Source organism: Streptomyces alfalfae, assembly GCF_004127445.1.
GTDB classification, from domain to species: domain Bacteria; phylum Actinomycetota; class Actinomycetes; order Streptomycetales; family Streptomycetaceae; genus Streptomyces; species Streptomyces alfalfae.
Window position 1 is genome coordinate 56,402 of the sequence record NZ_QEXM01000001.1, and the last position, 18,071, is coordinate 74,472.

17 protein-coding genes and 1 pseudogene are annotated in these 18,071 nt (G+C 70.9%); 4 read left to right on the forward strand and 14 right to left on the reverse strand.

Annotated features, from left to right (window positions below; genetic code table 11):
* Positions 1–167: 167 nt before the first annotated feature.
* Genes ligA through DCW30_RS00260 form a run of 4 tightly spaced genes read right to left on the reverse strand, consistent with a single transcriptional unit; the run spans position 168 to position 4,640 of the window.
* Positions 168–2,351 carry an NAD-dependent DNA ligase LigA gene (ligA, locus tag DCW30_RS00245; protein ID WP_076684361.1) on the reverse strand — a complete coding sequence of 728 codons (2,184 nt, stop codon included), beginning with the start codon at positions 2,349–2,351 and terminating at the stop codon, positions 168–170.
* 30 nt (positions 2,352–2,381) lie between these two features.
* Positions 2,382–3,392: a methionine synthase gene (locus DCW30_RS00250; protein ID WP_076684362.1), complete on the reverse strand. Its 1,011-nt coding sequence runs from the start codon at positions 3,390–3,392 to the stop codon at positions 2,382–2,384.
* Positions 3,389–4,087: an SDR family oxidoreductase gene (locus DCW30_RS00255; protein ID WP_062771257.1), complete on the reverse strand. Its 699-nt coding sequence runs from the start codon at positions 4,085–4,087 to the stop codon at positions 3,389–3,391. The genes DCW30_RS00250 and DCW30_RS00255 overlap by 4 nt, the downstream gene beginning before the upstream one ends.
* Before the next feature lie 7 nt (positions 4,088–4,094).
* Positions 4,095–4,640, reverse strand: a complete 546-nt coding sequence (locus DCW30_RS00260; RefSeq protein WP_076684363.1) for an LOG family protein — start codon at positions 4,638–4,640, stop codon at positions 4,095–4,097.
* Positions 4,641–4,692: 52 nt separating this feature from the next.
* Here DCW30_RS00260 and DCW30_RS00265 point away from each other — a divergent pair, with 52 nt between their 5' ends.
* Entirely contained in the window at positions 4,693–5,028 is a 336-nt protein-coding gene (locus DCW30_RS00265) for a DUF427 domain-containing protein (RefSeq protein WP_062771255.1), read from the forward strand.
* A 101-nt stretch (positions 5,029–5,129) separates the two neighbouring features.
* Here the strand turns inward: DCW30_RS00265 and mnmA are convergent, their stop codons facing one another.
* The gene (gene mnmA, locus DCW30_RS00270; protein WP_076684364.1) at positions 5,130–6,269 is read right to left on the reverse strand and encodes a tRNA 2-thiouridine(34) synthase MnmA; all 1,140 of its coding nucleotides are present in this window, start codon (positions 6,267–6,269) and stop codon (positions 5,130–5,132) included.
* A 67-nt stretch (positions 6,270–6,336) separates the two neighbouring features.
* On the opposite strand from mnmA, the gene DCW30_RS00275 reads away from it, so the two are divergent.
* On the forward strand, positions 6,337–7,029 hold the full coding sequence (locus DCW30_RS00275; RefSeq protein WP_076684365.1) for an N-acetylmuramoyl-L-alanine amidase: 693 nt from the start codon (positions 6,337–6,339) through the stop codon (positions 7,027–7,029).
* 160 nt (positions 7,030–7,189) lie between these two features.
* Here DCW30_RS00275 and DCW30_RS00280 read toward each other — a convergent pair whose 3' ends face one another.
* The 3 genes and pseudogenes from DCW30_RS00280 to DCW30_RS36470 all read right to left on the reverse strand — a co-directional run bounded on the left by DCW30_RS00280 (position 7,190) and on the right by DCW30_RS36470 (position 9,030).
* Positions 7,190–8,359: a cysteine desulfurase family protein gene (locus tag DCW30_RS00280; protein ID WP_076684366.1), complete on the reverse strand. Its 1,170-nt coding sequence runs from the start codon at positions 8,357–8,359 to the stop codon at positions 7,190–7,192.
* A 47-nt stretch (positions 8,360–8,406) separates the two neighbouring features.
* Positions 8,407–8,661: pseudogene (locus tag DCW30_RS00285) on the reverse strand (hypothetical protein); the annotation flags it as partial.
* Positions 8,662–8,874: 213 nt separating this feature from the next.
* The gene (locus DCW30_RS36470) at positions 8,875–9,030 is read right to left on the reverse strand and encodes a hypothetical protein (RefSeq protein ID WP_162933562.1); all 156 of its coding nucleotides are present in this window, start codon (positions 9,028–9,030) and stop codon (positions 8,875–8,877) included.
* Between the two features lie 146 nt (positions 9,031–9,176).
* Here DCW30_RS36470 and DCW30_RS00290 point away from each other — a divergent pair, with 146 nt between their 5' ends.
* Positions 9,177–9,836, forward strand: a complete 660-nt coding sequence (locus DCW30_RS00290) for a TetR family transcriptional regulator (RefSeq protein WP_076684367.1) — start codon at positions 9,177–9,179, stop codon at positions 9,834–9,836.
* 89 nt (positions 9,837–9,925) lie between these two features.
* Positions 9,926–10,777: an alpha/beta fold hydrolase gene (locus DCW30_RS00295; protein WP_076684368.1), complete on the forward strand. Its 852-nt coding sequence runs from the start codon at positions 9,926–9,928 to the stop codon at positions 10,775–10,777.
* On the opposite strand, the gene DCW30_RS00300 is transcribed toward DCW30_RS00295, so the two are convergent.
* The 6 genes from DCW30_RS00300 to DCW30_RS00325 all read right to left on the reverse strand — a co-directional run bounded on the left by DCW30_RS00300 (position 10,774) and on the right by DCW30_RS00325 (position 17,971).
* Positions 10,774–11,643, reverse strand: a complete 870-nt coding sequence (locus tag DCW30_RS00300) for a thioesterase family protein (RefSeq protein WP_076684369.1) — start codon at positions 11,641–11,643, stop codon at positions 10,774–10,776. The two genes, DCW30_RS00295 and DCW30_RS00300, sit on opposite strands and share 4 nt — an antisense overlap.
* 65 nt (positions 11,644–11,708) lie before the next feature.
* Complete coding sequence (locus tag DCW30_RS00305; protein ID WP_062771248.1) at positions 11,709–12,383, reverse strand: trimeric intracellular cation channel family protein; 675 nt, start codon at positions 12,381–12,383, stop codon at positions 11,709–11,711.
* A 232-nt stretch (positions 12,384–12,615) separates the two neighbouring features.
* A complete protein-coding gene (locus DCW30_RS00310; RefSeq protein WP_076688865.1) occupies positions 12,616–13,902 on the reverse strand; it encodes an ABC transporter ATP-binding protein in 1,287 nt (428 codons plus the stop codon).
* A 62-nt stretch (positions 13,903–13,964) separates the two neighbouring features.
* On the reverse strand, positions 13,965–15,062 hold the full coding sequence (locus DCW30_RS00315) for an ABC transporter ATP-binding protein (RefSeq protein WP_062771247.1): 1,098 nt from the start codon (positions 15,060–15,062) through the stop codon (positions 13,965–13,967).
* Complete coding sequence (locus DCW30_RS00320; protein ID WP_076684370.1) at positions 15,059–16,060, reverse strand: ABC transporter permease; 1,002 nt, start codon at positions 16,058–16,060, stop codon at positions 15,059–15,061. Before DCW30_RS00320 ends, DCW30_RS00315 begins: the two co-directional genes overlap by 4 nt.
* Positions 16,061–16,207: 147 nt before the next feature.
* Positions 16,208–17,971 (reverse strand): ABC transporter substrate-binding protein, encoded by a 1,764-nt coding sequence (locus DCW30_RS00325; RefSeq protein ID WP_076684371.1) that lies wholly within the window; start codon positions 17,969–17,971, stop codon positions 16,208–16,210.
* Positions 17,972–18,071 lie beyond the last annotated feature (100 nt).

Consider the following 18,071-nt stretch of genomic DNA (forward strand, 5'->3'; position numbering starts at 1 on the left):
CTCTGTGATGAGCAGGAGATACCCCGTTCGCGGCGGGGCACGGCAGGCGCACATCTCAACAGTAGGCCGCAGAAGGCTTCCACGGGCAGCGGTCGACCACGGTTGCCCGAATGCGACCCGGCCACCCTTATGCATCTGGTATGCGCCGAACGGGTGGCCTTCAACCGCTACTCCTCGGTCGGAAGCGCGACTTCCCTTGCCGCGTCCGGTCCTTGTTCCAGCAGGACGGCGAAGCCGGCCTCGTCGAGAACCGGAACCTTCACCTGCATGGCCTTGTCGTACTTCGAACCCGGGTTCTCCCCCACGACGACGAAGGAGGTCTTCTTGGAAACGGAACCGGTCACCTTGGCGCCCCTGCTCTGCAGCGCCTCTTTCGCGCCGTCGCGCGTGTGGTGTTCGAGCGTCCCGGTCACGACCACCGTCAGGCCCTCCAGCGGCCGCGGCCCCTCGTCCTCGCCGCCCGACTCCTCCTCCATGCGCACCCCGGCCGCACGCCACTTGCGGAGGATCTCTCGGTGCCACTCCTCGGCGAACCACTGCTTGAGGGAGGCCGCGATGACCGGTCCCACGCCGTTGGTCTCGGACAGCTCCTGCTCGGTGGCCTGTTCGATGCGGTCGATGGAGCGGAACTCGCGGGCCAGCGCCTCGGCGGCCACCGGGCCGACGTGGCGGATGGAGAGGCCCGTGAGGACGCGGGCGAGCGGGCGGTCCTTGGCCGCCTCGATGTTCTCCAGCATGGCGAGGGTGTTCTTCTTGGCCTCGCCCTTCTGGTTGGCGAAGAAGGTGACCACCTTCTCCTCGCCCGTCTTGGGGTCGCGCTTGGGCAGGCCCGAGTCCTGGTCCAGGACGTGGGACTTGATGGGGAGCAGCTCCTCGACCTTCAGGTCGAAGATGTCGCCCTCGTCGAGGATCGGCGGCTCGGCGGGCTCCAGGGGGCGGGTGAGCGCCGCCGCGGCGACATAGCCGAAGTTCTCGATGTCGAGGGACTTGCGCCCCGCGAGGTAGAAGAGGCGCTCACGCAACTGGGCGGGGCACGTGCGGGCGTTGGGGCAGCGGAGGTCGATGTCGCCCTCCTTCATGGGCCGCAGCGCCGTCCCGCACTCGGGGCACTCGGCGGGCATCACGAACTCCCGCTCGGTGCCGTCCCGCAGGTCCGCGACGGGGCCGAGGATCTCCGGGATGACGTCACCGGCCTTGCGGATCACGACCGTGTCGCCGATGAAGACGCCCTTCTTCTTCACCACCTCCTGGTTGTGCAGGGTCGCGAACTCGACCTCCGAGCCCGCCACGGTGACCGGCTCGACCTGGGCGTACGGCGTGACGCGCCCGGTGCGGCCGACGCCCACGCGGATGTTGACCAGCTTGGTGTTGACCTCCTCGGGCGCGTACTTCCAGGCGATGGCCCAGCGCGGGGCGCGCGAGGTGGAGCCGAGGCGGCCCTGGAGCGGGATCTCGTCGAGCTTGACGACGACGCCGTCGATCTCGTGCTCCACGGAGTGGCGGTGCTCCCCGAAGTACGCGATGAAGTCCCGGACGCCCTGGAGGCCGTCGACGACCTTGTTGTGCTTGGCGGTGGGCAGGCCCCACTCGCGCAGCAGGTCATAGGCGTGGCTGAGGCAGTCGATGTCGAAGCCCTCGCGGGCGCCGATGCCGTGCACGACCATGTGCAGCGGGCGGGTCGCGGTGACGCGCGGGTCCTTCTGGCGCAGCGAACCCGCCGCCGCGTTGCGCGGGTTGGCGAAGGGCTTGTCACCCGCCTCGACCAGGCGGGCGTTCAGCTCCTCGAACTTCTCCATCGGGAAGAAGACCTCGCCGCGGATCTCCACCAGGGCGGGGACGCGATCGCCCTCAAGGCGTTCCGGGATGTCCGCGATCGTACGGACGTTCGGCGTGATGTCCTCGCCGGTGCGGCCGTCGCCGCGGGTGGCGGCGCGGGTCAGCCGGCCGTTCTCGTACGTCAGATTGACCGCGAGGCCGTCGATCTTCAGCTCGCACAGGAAGTGGTACCCCGGCGCGCCCACGTCCTTGGCGACACGGTCGGCCCAGGCGGCGAGCTCCTCGTCGTCGAAGGCGTTGTCGAGGGAGAGCATGCGCTCGCGGTGCTCGACCGCCGTGAACTCCGTCTCGTACGACCCGGAGACCTTCTGGGTGGGCGAGTCGGGCGTCCGGAGCTCCGGGTGCTCCTCCTCCAGGGCCTCCAGGGAGCGCAGCAGCTTGTCGAACTCCGCGTCGCTGACGACCGGCTGGTCCTTCACGTAGTACCGGAAGCGGTGCTCCTCGATCTGTTCGGCCAGCTGGGCGTGCTGATCCCGTGCCTCGGCGGGCACAGAGCCTTGCTGTTCGACAGCCACCGTTTCGTCCTCCCGTTACGTCATACCCAATTACTCAGGGTTGTCCGCGAGTGATCTCGCCGCCCTGACGCAGTGGGCGAGCACCTCGCGTGCGTACGCGGGAGAAGCCCCCGCGAGTCCGCACGACGGGGTGATCACGACCGACTCCGCGAGCGATCCCGGATCCAGCCCCAACCTGCGCCACAACGTCCTGACACCCATGACGCTACCGGCAGGGTCTGACAATCGGCCGTCCACGCCCGGCACGACGCCGGCGAGGAACCGCGTGCCGGCCTCGACCGCCTCGCCGATCGCCTCGTCGTCACGCTCGGTGAGCAGGGAGAAGTCGCAGGAGATCGCATCGGCCCCGGCGCGGCGCAGGAGGGCGAAGGGGACGTCGGGGGCGCAGGAGTGGACGACTTTCGGCCCCTCCCCCTGGACGGCGAGGACGTCCCGCAGGGTGCTCTCCACGACCTGCCGGTCCACGGCCCGGTGGGTGCGGTACTCGCTCGCCGTCTTGATCCGCCCGCGCAGCACGGCGATGAGCGAGGGCTCGTCGAGCTGGAGCACCACCTGGGCGCCCGGCACCCTGCGGCGTACGTCGGCGAGGTGCCCGCGCAGGCCTTCGGCGAGGGAACCCGCGAGGTCGCGGCAGGCGCCGGGGTCGGAGAGCGCCGCCTCGCCGTTCCTGAGTTCGAGCGCGGCGGCGAGCGTCCAGGGCCCGACGGCCTGGACCTTCAGCGGGCCCTCGTACCCCTGGGTGAACTCCTCCAGGGCGTCGAGGTCCTCGCCGAGCCAGGCCCTGGCCCGCCGGGTGTCCCGGCCCGGCCGGTCGCCGATCCGCCAGCCGCTGGGCTCCACGCGCGCGTACAGGTCGACGAGCAGGCCCGCGGTGCGGCCGATCATGTCGGCGCCGGGGCCGCGCGCGGGCAGCTCGGCGAGGTACGGGATGCCCTGCCCGGGCCCGTCGAAGCTGCCGGCGACGGTCTTGGCGGCCTCACGGGCGTCGCCGCCCGGCATGGACCCGACGCCGGTCGCCGGGCCCCAGGTGTGCGCGGTCATCGTCCGGGCCGCACCGTCAGGTCGTTGACCTCCGCGTCGCGCGGCAGGTCGAGGGCCATGACGATCGTCGTGGCGACCGACTCGGGGTCGATCCAGCGCGAGGCGTCGTACTCCTTGCCCTCCTGCTGGTGGACCTTGACCTGCATGGCGCTCGCCGTGCGGCCGGGGTAGACGGAGGTGACCCGGACGCCGTTGCCGTGTTCCTCCTGGCGCAGGGAGTCGGCGAGGGCCTTCAGGCCGTGCTTGGAGGCCGCGTAGGCCGACCACTCGGGGCCCGCCTTCAGACCGGCGCCCGAGTTGACGAAGACCACGTGCCCCTGCGCGAGCCGCAGTTGGGGCAGGAGGTGGCGGGTCAGCTCGGCGGGGGCGATGAGATTGACGTTGAGCTGGTGGCGCCAGGTCTTGGGGGTGAGTTCGCCGACCGGGCCGAGGTCGACGACGCCCGCGATGTGCAGCAGGGAGTCCACCCGCTCGGGCAGCGACTGGTGGCCGAAGGCCCAGGAGAGCTTGTCGGGGTCGGAGAGGTCGCCGACGAGGGTCCTCGCGCCGGGGAACTCGGCGGCGAGCTCCTTGGCGCGGCCCGCGTCCCGTGCGTGCAGGACGAGGTCGTCGCCGCGTGTGTGCAGACGGCGGGCGACGGCCGCGCCGATGCCGGAGCCCGCCCCGGTGATCACATGTGTTGCCATACCCGCCATGCTCGCATCACCGGGTGCCTTGTGATTCCTCCAGGTAGGCCAGTGCGCCCACGGGCTCCTCGGCGAAGAAGACCAGGTCGGTCAGCGGCAGGGGCAGGAATCCCTCGTCCTCCATGCGCCGGAACTGCTCCTTCAGGCCGTCGTAGAAGCCCTCGGAGTTCAGCAGGACGACCGGCTTGGTGTGCTTGCCGTGCTTCTTCAGCTCCAGGATCTCCGTGGCCTCGTCGAGCGTGCCGGTGCCGCCCACCATGATCACGATCGCGTCGGCCTTGGCCAGGAGCAGCGCCTTGCGCTCGGCGAGGTCACGCGCGATCACCATCTCGTGGGGCTCCGAGACCGCCCTGGCCTTGGCGGCGAGGAAGTCCACGGAGACGCCGACGAGCCGCCCTCCCGCCTTCTCCACGCCATCGGCCACGACCTTCATCAGGCCGCTCTCGGAACCGCCCCAGACCAGCGTGTGGCCGCCCTTGCCGAGCAGCTCGGCGAACTGGCGGGCCGGGCGGGTGTAGCGGTCGTCGAGGTCGGCGGCGGAGAGGAAGACGCAGATATCCATGGGACCACGGTACGGTCCGACTCCGACAGCACTCACCGAGGAGGGCCGAGTCATGACCGCGGGACATCGGATCAGCGTCGAGCGGGGCGCCCAGCACGTACGCGTGGTGCACGACGGGCAGGTCGTGGCGGAGAGCGGACGCCCGCTGCTGCTGCGCGAGACGGGCTACCCGGTGCGGTACTACCTCCCCCCGGAGGACGTCCGCACCGACCTGCTGACCCCGTCGGACACCACCACGCACTGCCCGTTCAAGGGGACGGCTTCCTACTGGTCGCTCCCCGGCGCGGCCGACACCGTCTGGGCCTACCGGGAGCCGAAGCCGGACGTGGCGGAGATCAAGGACCACTTCTGCTTCTACGACGCGGAGGTCACCGAGCCGGGGCGCTAGGCGGACGCCCCGCCGCGAGCACGGTCATCGCGGACGAGTCCCGCCGGCACGGCGTGCCGGCGCTGTTCTTCCGCGATCCCCGCTTCCGGGACCCGCGCGGGTCACACCCCCGCCGTCACCCGTTCCGTCGTCGCGATCGTGGCCGAGCCGACCACGCGCGTGCCGTCGTACAGGACGATCGCCTGGCCGGGGGCCACGCCGCGGACCGGCTCGGTGAAGGAGACGTGCAGGGCGCCGTCGACCAGGTCGGCCGTCACCTCCGTCTCGCCGCCGTGGGCCCGGAGCTGGGCCGTGTACGTGCCGGGGCCGGTCGGGGCGGCGCCGCACCAGCGGGGCTTGATCGCGGTCAGGCCGGTCACGTCCAGGGCCGCGGCCGGGCCGACGGTCACGGTGTTGTCCACCGGGGAGATGTCCAGGACGTAGCGTGGCTTGCCGTCGGGGGCGGGCGTGCCGATCCGGAGGCCCTTGCGCTGGCCGATCGTGTAGCCGTACGCCCCTTCGTGGGTGCCGACGACCGCCCCGGACTCGTCCACGATTTCGCCCTCGGCCTTGCCGAGGCGGGCGGCGAGGAAGCCCTGGGTGTCGCCGTCGGCGATGAAGCAGATGTCGTGGCTGTCCGGCTTCTTGGCGACGGCCAGACCGCGCTGCTCGGCCTCCGCGCGGATCTCCTCCTTGGTGGTGAGCGTGTCACCGAGGGGGAACATCGCGTGGGCGAGCTGGCGGTCGTCGAGGACCCCGAGGACGTAGCTCTGGTCCTTGGCCATGTCGGAGGCGCGGTGCAGTTCGCGCGTGCCGTCCTCCTTCACGATCACCTTGGCGTAGTGGCCGGTGACGACCGCGTCGAAGCCGAGGGCGAGGGCCTTGTCGAGCAGCGCGGCGAACTTGATCTTCTCGTTGCAGCGCAGGCACGGGTTCGGGGTGCGCCCCGCCTCGTACTCGGCCACGAAGTCCTCGACGACGTCCTCGCGGAACCGCTCGGCGAGGTCCCACACGTAGAACGGGATGCCGATGACGTCCGCGGCGCGGCGGGCGTCGCGCGAGTCCTCGATCGTGCAGCAGCCGCGCGCGCCCGTGCGGAACGACTGCGGGTTCGCCGAGAGCGCGAGGTGCACTCCCGTCACGTCGTGGCCGGCCTCGGCGGCACGGGCGGCGGCGACGGCGGAGTCCACGCCTCCGGACATGGCGGCCAGGACACGGAGGGGGCGCGGGGAGGGCTCTGGGCGCTGCGGGGTCTCGGTCAAAGTCATAGCTTCAACAGAGTACGGGGCTTCGGGAACCGGATGCCCATGAGTAAGCGTTGACGATCACATGGGGGCAGAAACCGATGGCGGAAAGAAGCCGGGGCGCGGCGGGATCGACCGGCGCACCCTGCTGATCGGCGGCGCCGCGGCGGTCACGGGCAGCGCGCTGCTCGCCAAGGACGAGCTGGGCCGGCTGTGGTGGCGCGTGCCCGGTGTGGACAAGGGGCGCAAGGAGGGCGAGGTCGACGCCAGGGGCGTCCAGTGGACCGCGGCGTCGGACGACAACTGGCGGCGCGCCGACCGCCCCGACGACTACGCCATCGACCGCGTGGTGATCCACGTGGTCCAAGGCGGCTATGACACGGCCCTGCGTGTCTTCAAGGACCCGAGCCACGGCGCCGCCGCGCACTATGTGATCCGTAAGGACGGACACATCGCGCAGATGATCCGCGAGCTGGACGTGGCGTTCCACGCGGGCAACAGAAGCTGGAACGAACGGAGCATCGGCATCGAGCACGAGGGCTTCGTGGACCAGAAGTCCTCGTTCACGGACGCGATGTACGCGGCTTCGGCGCGGCTCACCGCCGGCATATGCAGGCGGTATGACTTCCCGGTGGACCGGGAGCACATCGTCGGGCACGTGGAGGTGCCGGGCACGGACCACACGGACCCGGGGCCCCACTGGGACTGGGACCGGTACATACGCCTGGTGCGCGAGGCACGGGACCGGCCGGAACCGGCCCGCACGAAGAAGGCCTAGCGCCCGCCGCAGCCCGGCTTCGCGGGCCCGGCGCAGGCCCGGCCTCGCAGCATAGAGCCCACGCCTGGCGTTGCGACCCCTGAGTCACGCTCCCGCCTCGCGGGCCCTGGGTCATGCCCCCCGCCCTCGCGGGCCCTGGGGCGCGCCCCGCGTCGTGGCTCTAGCTCAGGCCCGCTGTTCTTGCCCGGTCCACCGCCGGGCCGATCGCCGCGGCGACCGCGTCGACGTCCGCCTTCGTCGACGTGTGGCCGAGGGAGAAGCGGAGGGTGCCGCGCGCCAGGTCGGGGTCGGTGCCCGTGGCGAGCAGGACGTGGCTGGGCTGGGCCACGCCCGCCGTGCACGCCGAGCCCGTGGAGCACTCGATGCCCTGGGCGTCGAGCAGCAGCAGAAGGGAGTCGCCCTCGCAGCCGGGGAAGGTGAAGTGCGCGTTGGCGGGAAGCCGGCCGCCGGGCGCGGGGTCGCCGCCGAGGATCGCCTCGGGGACGGCGGAGCGGACCGCGGTCACGAGGTCGTCGCGCAGAGCTCCGATCTCGGCGGCGAACCGCGCCCGGTGCTCGGCGGCGTACTCCCCCGCCACGGCGAACGCGGCGATGGCGGGCACGTCCAGCGTCCCCGAGCGCACGTGCCGCTCCTGGCCGCCGCCGTGCAGCACGGGCACGGGGCTGTGCTCACGGGCGAGCAGCAGCGCCCCGATCCCGTACGGACCGCCGATCTTGTGTCCGGAGACGGTCGCCGCGGCGAGGCCGGACGCGGCGAAGTCGACGGGGATCTGGCCGTAGGCCTGGACGGCGTCGGCGTGCAGGGGAACGCCGAACTCCGCGGCGACGTCGGCGAGTTCGCGGACCGGCTGGATGGTGCCGATCTCGTTGTTGGCCCACATGACCGTGGCGAGGGCCACGTCGTCGGGGTTCCGCTCGATCGCCTCGCGCAGCGCGCCGGGGTGGACCCGGCCGTGCGCGTCGACGGGGAGGTACTCGACGGTGGCGCCCTCGTGCTCGCCGAGCCAGTGGACGGCGTCGAGGACGGCGTGGTGTTCGACGGGGCTCGCGAGGACGCGCCTGCGGGCGGGCTCGGCGTCGCGCCGGGCCCAGTACAGGCCCTTCACCGCGAGGTTGTCGGCCTCGGTGCCGCCGGAGGTGAAGACCACCTCGCTGGGCCGGGCGCCGAGCGACTCGGCGAGGGTCTCGCGGGCCTCCTCGACGGTGCGTCGCGCCCGCCGCCCCGCCGCGTGCAGCGAGGAGGCGTTGCCGGTGACGGCGATCTGCGCGGTCATCGCCGCGATCGCCTCCGGGAGCATCGGAGTGGTCGCTGCGTGGTCGAGGTAGGCCATGGTGGGCACGATTCTACGAGCCGTGCGGCACCCGGTGCCCCCCGCGGTCAGCCGGCGATGCTCCAGGACACGGTGCCGTCCATCGCGACCAGCGAGGCGAGGACGATCAGGTCGGCCACACCGAGGCCGAGGCCGAGCAGCGCGCGCCCCCTGCGGGCGGTGCCGCGCCACAGGGCCATGCTCGCGAGGACGATCGCGGCGGGGCCGAGGAAGAGGTTCAGGACGAGCAGTCCGACCAGGCCGAGGACGAAGGAGGCGACGGCCATGCCGTCGGTGTCCCGCCGGCCGGTGGGCCGCTGGGCCCGCTCGGGACCGGCCCCCGCCTCGGCCGCCGGAGCGGCCCCGACACCCTCGGTCCGGCCCGTGTCGGCGCGATCGGTCTCGGCCCGGTCGGTCCCGGCGCGGTCAGGGTTCGCGCGGTCGCTGTGGTCGGCGTGCGTGCGGTCGGCGGTGAGCTGCATGGTTCGACTCCTGACGGACGGAGGTGGAGTGCGGATCTGCGGTGGCGCCCCGGCTCAGTGGTGGCGCGCGCGGCTGCGCTCGCGGATCGCGAAGATCACGAGCCAGACGCCGATGACGGCGGCGGCGACCAGGGTGACCGGCAGCGGGGCGTGGGCCACGGAACCCATGGCGACACCCAGCAGGAGGAGGGCGGCGACAAGGAAGAGCATGAGATCCCTCTCGATTCGTTGAACCGATGCGGTGTGGACGGAAGCGGTCCGTCCGGTGAACGGTTGTGGCAACAACTGTTCACTCAATTCCAGGGTACTCGCTCCCGCGCTTTCCAAACTCGGAGAACAGTTGTTAACTGCATGGCATGAGTCACACTCCCGGCGTCCGGCAGGCACAGAAACAGAAGACACGGCAGGCACTCCTCGACGCCGCGCTCCAGCTCCTGGCCGAGCAGAGCCTCAGCAGCCTGGGGCTGCGTGAGGTGACCCGCGCCGTGGGCGTGGCTCCGACCGCCTTCTACCGGCACTTCCGCGACACGGCCGATCTGGGCGTGGCCCTCGTCGAGGAGGCGCTCAACAGCCTGCACACCGCGCTCACCGCCCTGCTCGCCGCGACCGGCGAGCGCGCGGGCGACGACGACGGCGAGGAGCGCATAGCGGCCACCGTCGAACTGATCGCCGCCTACGTCCGCGCCCACCCCGCGCACGTCCGCTTCATCGCCCGTGAGCAGCACGGCGGCGTGCAGCCGGTGCGGGCCGCGATCCGGGGGCAGCTCGCGCTGTTCGCGCAGGAGGTGAAGGAGCAGTTCGCCCGCGAGCCCGAGGCGGCGGGCTGGGCCGAGGACGACTTGCTGATGCTCGCCGGGATGTACGTCGACCACATGGTGATGACGGCGTCGGCGCTGATGGAGGCCGAGGGCGACCCCGAGGCCGCCGCGCGGGTGACGGTCACGGCGCGCCGGCAGCTCCGCCTCGTCAGCCTGGGCCGCCGCCACTGGCTGGACGAACGCCCGGCGACCCCGTGAGGGGCGACCGCCGTCAGCCCGACCCGCCGCAAGGGGGACCGGACGTAAGGGGTGACCAGTCGGCGAGGGGATGACTACCTTCTACGCCCATGACCACCGCACGCGACACCTGGACCCTCGATCGCACCTTCGCCGGCTCGGCGGGCACCGTCCGCTGGGCGGCTCTCGGCCCCGCCGACGCCCCGCCCGTGGTCCTCGTCCACGGCACGCCCTTCTCGTCGTACGTCTGGCGGGGCGTCGCCCGCGCACTCGCTGGCGAGCACCGCGTGCACGTCTGGGATCTGGCCGGATACGGCTCCTCGGAGATGCGGGACGGGCAGGACGTCTCGCTCGCCGCGCAGGGCCGGATCTTCGCCGAACTCCTCGGCCACTGGGGCCTGGACCGGCCCGCCGTCGTGGCGCACGACTTCGGCGGATGCGTCGCGCTGCGCGCCCACCTGCTGCACGGCGCCCGCTACGAACGCCTCGCCCTCGTCGACCCGGTCGCCCTCGCCCCCTGGGGCACGGCCACCTACCGCCTCCTCGGCGCCAACGCCGGGGTCTTCGCGCAGCTCCCGCCCGCACTGCACGAGGCGCTCGTGCGCACGTACGTGGGGTCGGCGAGCCACCGGGGGCTGCACCCCGCGGTGCTGGACCGCCTGGTGGAGCCCTGGTGCACCGAGGAGGGCAGGCCCGCCTTCTACCGGCAGATCGAGCAGAACGACCAGCGGTTCACCGACGAGATCCAGGGCCGGTACGGCGAGCTGCGGCTGCCCGTGCTGATCTGCTGGGGCGCCCAGGACACCTGGATCCCCGCGGCCAAGGGCGAGGAGCTCGCGCGGCTCGTCCCCGGCGCCGAGCTGCGCCTGATCGAGGGCGCGGGGCACCTCGTCCAGGAGGACGCGCCCGCCGAGCTCACCGGGGAGCTGCTCGGCTTCCTCCGGGAGAGCCGGAGCCGCTAGCCGAGCCGGACCCGTGCCAGCTGCCGCGACTGGGCGACCAGGCGGTCCTCGCTGTCCCAGACCTCCGCGTCCTCCTCCAGGAAGCCGCCCGCGAGGTTGCGCGTGGTGATCGCGACGCGCAGCGGCCCGGGGGCCGGGCGGTGGCGGACGTGCACCGTGAGTTCCACGGTCGGCACCCAGCCGGTCAGGCCCATCTCGAACGCGGTCGGCGGCAGCGCGTCCACCGCGAGCAGCAGCGAGAGCGGGTCCGCGTCCCGGCCGTCCGCGAGGCCGAGCCAGGCCCGCATCTCGCCCTTCCCCGAGGGCTGCCCCAGGGCCCAGCCGAGCGTGGCGGGGTCCAGCTTGAGGAACAGCCGGTCGGCGATGGCCGAGCTGCCGGGGACGGGGCGGTCGCCGGGGGCGTCCTGCGCGCCGAAGCACTGGTCGAGCGGCGGGATCGCGGGCGGCTCGGCGGTGGTGCGGACGTCGTCGGGCAGCGCGCCGAGGTCGCCGTACGAGGCGAGTACGCGGATGCGTTCGATCTCGCGGCCCTCGTCGTCGTACTGGAAGAGGGAGGCCTGCCCGGTGGAGAGCGTGCGCCCGGCGCGCACCACGTCCGTGCGGATCACGGCGGGGCCGGGGCTCGACGCGGTGAGGTAGTGCGCGGAGATGGTGAACGGGTCGGCGTGCGGCAGGGCGTCGGCGAGCGCGCGGCCGATGACGGCCAGGAGGTAGCCGCCGTTGACGGCGCTGATGATCGTCCACCCGGCCGACAGGTCGATGTCGTACACGCCGGGCTCGCGCCGGGTGACCGCGGTGTCGCGGTCGAACTCGCTGTCGCCGATGCTCGCGGGGACCACTGCGGGAATTGATGCTGCCGTTGCCATGGCAGCAACGTACAACATGTGATTACTGAGCGGTAGCTTTCCCCTGGCCGGGATCCCCTGCCCGGTTACGGCGTCTCCTCCGCGTCCGCCTCGACCGCCGTCGAGCGGCGGTTCCAGGCGCGCGGGGCCCGCCAGTGGTAGCGCATCGCGAGGAGCCGGAGCGTGAACGCCGTCAGGATGGCGATCGAGGTGGTCAGGCCCGTGAGCTGCTCGTAGTGGATGCAGAGGGCGACCATCGTGGCGCCGACGATCGCGGGTACGGCGTACAGGTCGCGGTCCCAGCGCACCAGCGAGGGCACCTCGTTGGCGATGATGTCGCGCAGCACGCCGCCGCCCACCGCGGTCATCAGCCCGAGGGCGGCCGACGCGGTGAGGCCGAGGCCGTAGTCGTACGCCTTGGTCGTGCCGGTGACGCAGAACAGGCCGAGCCCGGCGGCGTCGAAGACGTTCACCGCGAGCTGGGTGCGCTCCACCTCGGGGTGGAGGAAGAAGACCAGGAGGGCCGCGAAAAGGGGGGTGATGAAGTAGCCGAGGTCGGTGAAGGCGGCCGGCGGGACCGCCCCGATGACCAGATCGCGGAAGAGCCCGCCGCCGAGCGCGGTGACCTCGGCGAGCACGGCGATGCCGAAGACGTCGAAGTTCTTGCGCACGGCGAGCAGCGCGCCGGAGATCGCGAAGACGAAGATCCCCACGATGTCGAGCGCGTGCTGCACGGTGGGGGTGAACAGATCCAGGAGCACGCGCCATTGTCACCCGAGGACGCCGGGCCCCCTCCGCCGCCCTCGGCCCGCCCTCCGTCGCGGCGGCGGTGAGCGCGCCCGGACGCGCCGAACGGGAGAGTGCCAGGGGTCTCCCCCTTCGGAACGCGTTCCGAAGGGGGATGTCCGCCGGAGCGGACACGCGGACTCCCGCACTCTCCCGTCAGGGCATGCACACGACCCGGGGCCCCTACGGCGCCCGGGTCACGCCGCCTCAGCCGTCGGTCGACTTCTCGCCCTTGTCCTTCGTGACGGCGTCCTTGGCGGGAGCGGGCTCGGCCTCGGCGGCGGGCTCGGCCTTCGCGGGAGCCGGCTCGGCCTTGGCGGCGGGCTCGGCCTTCGCGGGAGCCGGCTCGGCCTCGGCGGCGGGCTCCGGCTTCGCCGCCGCCTCCGGCTCCTCCGCCTTGGCGGTCACCGACACCACCTCGATCGCCTCCTTGGCGACCGAGAGCAGCTTGGTGTCCTCGGGCGCCTGGTCCTCGGCGTTCTCCGGGTGGTGGCACGCCACCTGGTGCCCCGTGGCGAGCGTGGCCAGCGGCGGCTCCTTGGTCTTGCAGATCTCCGTCGCCTTCCAGCACCGCGTGTGGAAGCGGCAGCCGGTGGGCGGGTCGATCGGCGAGGGGACGTCACCGCGGAGCAGGATGCGCTCGCTCTTGAGGCCGCGCCGCTTGGGGTCCGGCACCGGCACGGCGGAGAGCAGCGCCTTGGTGTACGGGTGCATCGGCGTGGAGTAGAGGTCCTTGCGGTCCGCCAGCTCCACGATCTTGCCGAGGTACATCACCGCGATGCGGTCGGAGACGTGCCGGATGACCGACAGGTCGTGCGCGATGATCACGTACGTGAGACCGAGCTCGTCCTGGAGGTCGTCCAGGAGGTTGACGACCTGGGCCTGGATGGAGACGTCCAGGGCCGATACCGGCTCGTCCGCCACCACCAGCTTGGGCCGCAGGGCGAGCGCCCGCGCGATGCCGATGCGCTGGCGCTGGCCGCCGGAGAACTCGTGCGGGTAGCGGTTGTAGTGCTCCGGGTTGAGCCCGACGCGCTCCAGCATCTCCTGCACGGTCTTCTTCACGCCGCCCTCGGGCTTGACGCCCTGGAGCTTGAAGGGCGCGCCGACGATCGTGCCGATCGTGTGCCGCGGGTTCAGCGACGAGTACGGGTCCTGGAAGATCATCTGGACGTCGCGGCGCAGCGGGCGCATGCCACTGGTGTTCAGATGTGTGATGTCCGTGCCCTCGAACTCGACACGGCCGCCGGTCGGCTCCAGGAGCCGGGTGATGAGCCGGCCCATCGTCGACTTGCCGCAGCCCGACTCGCCGACCACGCCGAGCGTCTCACCGGGGCGTACGTCGAAGGTGAGGCCGTCGACCGCCTGCACGGCCGCGACCTGCCGCTGGAGCAGCCCCTTCTTGATGGGGAAGTGCTTCACCAGGCCGTCGACCTTGAGCAGCGGCTCCGGGGAGCTCTTGGGCTGCGTCTTCGTCTGCGCCGGGATCGTCATCTCCTGGCCCTTCGCGGTGTCTTTCGGGTCCTTCGGGTCCTGCTGGTCCTTCGCGGCATCTTTCACAGCTTCGGCGCAATCTCTTCGGTCCAGATCCGGGTGCGCTCGCCCTGCGACATGTGGCAGGCGGAGTAGTGCCCGTCGGCCACAAGACTCAGTTCGGGACGCTCACGGCGCGTGATCTGGTCCTTGGGGACGTCCGCGTAGGGGCAGCGCGGGTTGAAGGCGCAGCCGCTCGGCAGGTTGATCAGGCTGGGCGGGGAACCCTTGACCGGGATGAGCCGATCGGTCTCCTCGCGGTCGATGCGGGGCATCGAGCCGAGCAGACCCCAGGTGTAGGGGTGCTGGGGCTCGTAGAAGACCTTCTCCGCGGGGCCGCGCTCCACGCACCGGCCGCCGTACATCACCAGGAGCTCGTCGGCCATCTCCGCGACGACGCCGAGGTCGTGCGTGATCATGATGACGGCGGAGCCGAACTCCTTCTGCAGGTCCCGGATGAGGTCGAGGATCTGCGCCTGGACGGTGACGTCGAGGGCGGTGGTCGGCTCGTCCGCGATGAGCAGCTCGGGGTTGTTGACGAGTGCCATGGCGATCATCGCGCGCTGGCGCATGCCGCCGGAGAACTCGTGCGGGTAGGAGTCCACCCGCTTGTCCGGCTGCGGGATGCCCACGCGGTCGAGCATCTCGACGGCGCGCTTGCGGGCGGTCTTCTTGTCGACGTCGTTGTGGACCCGGTACGCCTCGGTGATCTGCTTGCCGATGGAGTAGTACGGGTGCAGCGCGGAGAGCGGGTCCTGGAAGATCATCGCCATCTCGCGCCCGCGCAGCTTGCGTACGGCGACGGGATCGGCGCTCAGCAGCTCCTGGCCGTTCAGCCAGATCTCGCCGGAGATCTGCGCCCTGCGGGAGCCGTACTGGCCCGCGGTGTGCAGGCCGAGGATGCCGAGCGAGGTGACCGACTTGCCGGACCCGGACTCGCCCACGATGCCGAGGGTCTTGCCCTTCTCCAGCGAGAAGTTGAGGCCGTCGACGGACTTGACCAGGCCGTCGTCGGTCGGGAAGTGCACCTTGAGGTCGCGCACCTCGAGGAAGGCGGAGGGAGCGGCGGAGTCGGCGACGGGCTCGCCCACCGCGGCTCCGCTCTTGGACAGTTCGGTCATCCCAGCCTCACTCGCGGGTCGATGACGGCGTACATAAGGTCGACGACGAGGTTGGCCACGGCGATCGCGAGCGCCGCGCACAGGGTGACGCCGAGGATGACGGGCAGGTCCTTGCTGCTGATGGCCCTGACCGCCTCCAGGCCGAGGCCCGGCAGGTTGAACGTGGACTCGGTGAGCACGGCGCCGCCCATCAGGACGCCGAGGTCGAGGCCGAAGACGGTGAGGATCGGGGTCATCGCGGAACGCAGCGCGTGCTTCCGGATGACGACGCCCTCGGTGAGGCCCTTGGCGCGCGCGGTGCGGATGTAGTCCTCGCCCAGCACTTCCAGCATGGTGGCGCGGGTCAGGCGGGCGTACATCGCGGCGTTGAGGAAGGCGAGCACGATCCACGGCAGGATCAGCGTCTGGAACCAGACGTCGATCGAGTCGTCGGTGCTGAGGCTGTCCGCGATCTTCACCCAGCCGAGGTTGTGGACGAAGACGCCCATCGCGATCATGCCGGTGAAGAAGACGGGGAGCGAGACACCGCCGAGGGCGGTGGTCATGGCGGCGCGGTCCCAGATGGTGCCGCGGCGCAGCGCGGAGACGACGCCGGTGGCGACACCGCCCGCGAGCCAGAGCACACAGGCTCCGGCGGCGAGGGCGCCGGTGACGGGCAGCGCTTCCTTGAGGGTCTCCCAGACGGGGGCCTCGGTGCGGAAGGAGTAGCCGAAGCAGGGCGCCGGGCAGTGCGTGACGTCGCTGCCGTTGGCGTAGTCGCGCCCCATCGGGATGCCCTTGATGAAGTCCCAGAACTGGACGAGCAGCGGGTCGCTGAGTCCCAGTTTGGTCCGGATGCCCTCGATCTGCTCGGCTCCGGTGGCCTTGCCGGCGAAGAGGACGGCGATGTCCTGTCCCGCCCACTTGGGCAGCATGAAGAAGACGGTGAAGGTCGCGAGCAGTACGACCAGCACCATGATGATTACGGCGATCAGGCGCCGGATGAGATAAGCAAGCACTGTGCGCGGCCCGGCGGTGGCCGGAACCCCCTTGTGAGGGGTTCCGGCCACCGCCCGGGGCCATCACCTGCCCTTCGGACTGGCGGGATTCGGCGGCGGTGTTCGTTCAACTACGGGTACTGCCAACTACGGGTACTGCGGGAGCTTTTACTTCACGACGCCGAGGGAGACGTAGTCGTAACGGCCGTTGTAGCCGTCGGACATGTAGGCGTTGGTCAGCCGCGGTCCGCGCCAGGTGATGTTCTTCTCGTACAGGAAGGGCATCCAGTCGGCGTTGTCGAGGATCCTCTTGTCGAGCTCCTTGTAGACCTCGCCCGCCTTGACCGGGTCGGTCTCCGCGATCGCCTTGTCGAAGAGGCCGTCGACCTTCTTGTCCTTGATCTGCGACTCGTTGTAGTTACCGGTCGGGTTCAGGAAGCGGCTGTCGAACAGCGGCTGCGCGTAGCCCTGGCCGGACGGGAAGTCCGGGCCCCAGCCGCTCATCGTCATGCCGTAGCCGCGCTTCTTCACGACCGAGGGCGAGCCGGTGATGCTGGAGGTGTCGGCGCCGTCGAGGGCGTCGACCTCGACGTTGATGCCGGCCTTCTTCAGCTGCGCCTGGAGCGCCTCGGCGGCGTCGACCTCACCCGGGTTGTTGTTGCGGGCGGTCAGCTTGGTGGAGAAGCCGTTCGGCTTGCCGCACTGCTTCAGCTCGTCCTTGGCCTTGGCGATGTCCGGCTTGCCCTTGCGCTCCAGGACGCCGTACGGGTCGTACTCGCTGTAGCCCGGGATCGCCTTCGGGAAGGTGCTGTTGGCGATGTCGCCGGCCGCGACCTTGCCGCCGCGCGTCTGCTGGAGGCTCGCGAAGTCGGTGGCGTAGAAGACGGCCTTGCGGCAGTGGACGTCGTCGAGGGGCTTCGCCGTGTGGATCAGGGCGACGTAGCGCACGAAGGACGTGTGCATGTTGTCGACGCTGTCACGGTGGTCCGACACGGCGGTGACGCGGCCGGACTGGGTCATGCCCGTGCCGTTGATGTCGAGGTCGTAGTCGCCCGCCATCAACTTCTTGTCGTTCTCCTCCAGGTTGGCGGAGATCGTCACGTCGATCTTGTCGGGCAGCGCCGCGCGGACCGGGTCCGAGGACTTCTTCCACTTGTCGTTGCGGACCAGGACGATCTTCTTGCCGGCCTTGTACGTCTGGAACTTGTACGGGCCCGCGGAGAACGGCCGCTGGGTGTACTTCGCCTTGGTGTCCTTCTCCTTCTTCACCGGGGAACCGGTGGGCATGGCGAGGAACTGCTCGAAGTCACCGTTGCGCTTGGGCAGCTTGAAGACGATGGTCTGGTCGTCGGGCGTCTCGATCGCGGCCAGACCCTCCTTCGAGGTGTCCTTGTACGGGCCCTTGTACTTGCCCTTGGGGTCGAGCGTCTGCTTGATGTAGCCCGGGCCGCCGGTGATGGTGTCCGTCGCCCAGATGCGCTCGATGCCGTACTTGACGTCCTTGGAGGTCAGCTTGGAGCCGTCCTCCCAGGTCAGACCGTCACGCAGCTTGTACGTGTAGGTCTTGCCGTCCTTGGAGATCTTCGCCGTGGAGGTGGCGAGGTCCGGGACCAGCTTGGTCCCCGCCTTGCCCGGCTTGGTGTCGTACGTGACGAGCTGACGCGTGTAGAAGCGCATGAAGTCCCACGTCATGCCGTAGTACGCGCGCTGGGGGTCGGCCGAGTCGAGGTCCTGCTTGCCGACCATCCTCAGCGTGCCCCCCTTCTTCTTCGAGGGGTTGGCGACCTTGTTCAGCGCGGCGTTGTAGCCGGCACCCTTCGAGTCACCGTCTCCGTCACCGTCACCGCCGCCGCACGCCGTGGTGGTCACCAGCGCCGCGACCACGAGGGCCGCACCAGCGGTGAGCCGTCGTTTCGAGGAAACTGTGGGCATTTTCTCGTAACCTCCGAGATTCGCGGTCCCTGGCCATCTGCTGCCTGAGAACCATGGGTAGAGCCACCTGACATGCGGCAGGGGCAAGTCGGTCGGGGAC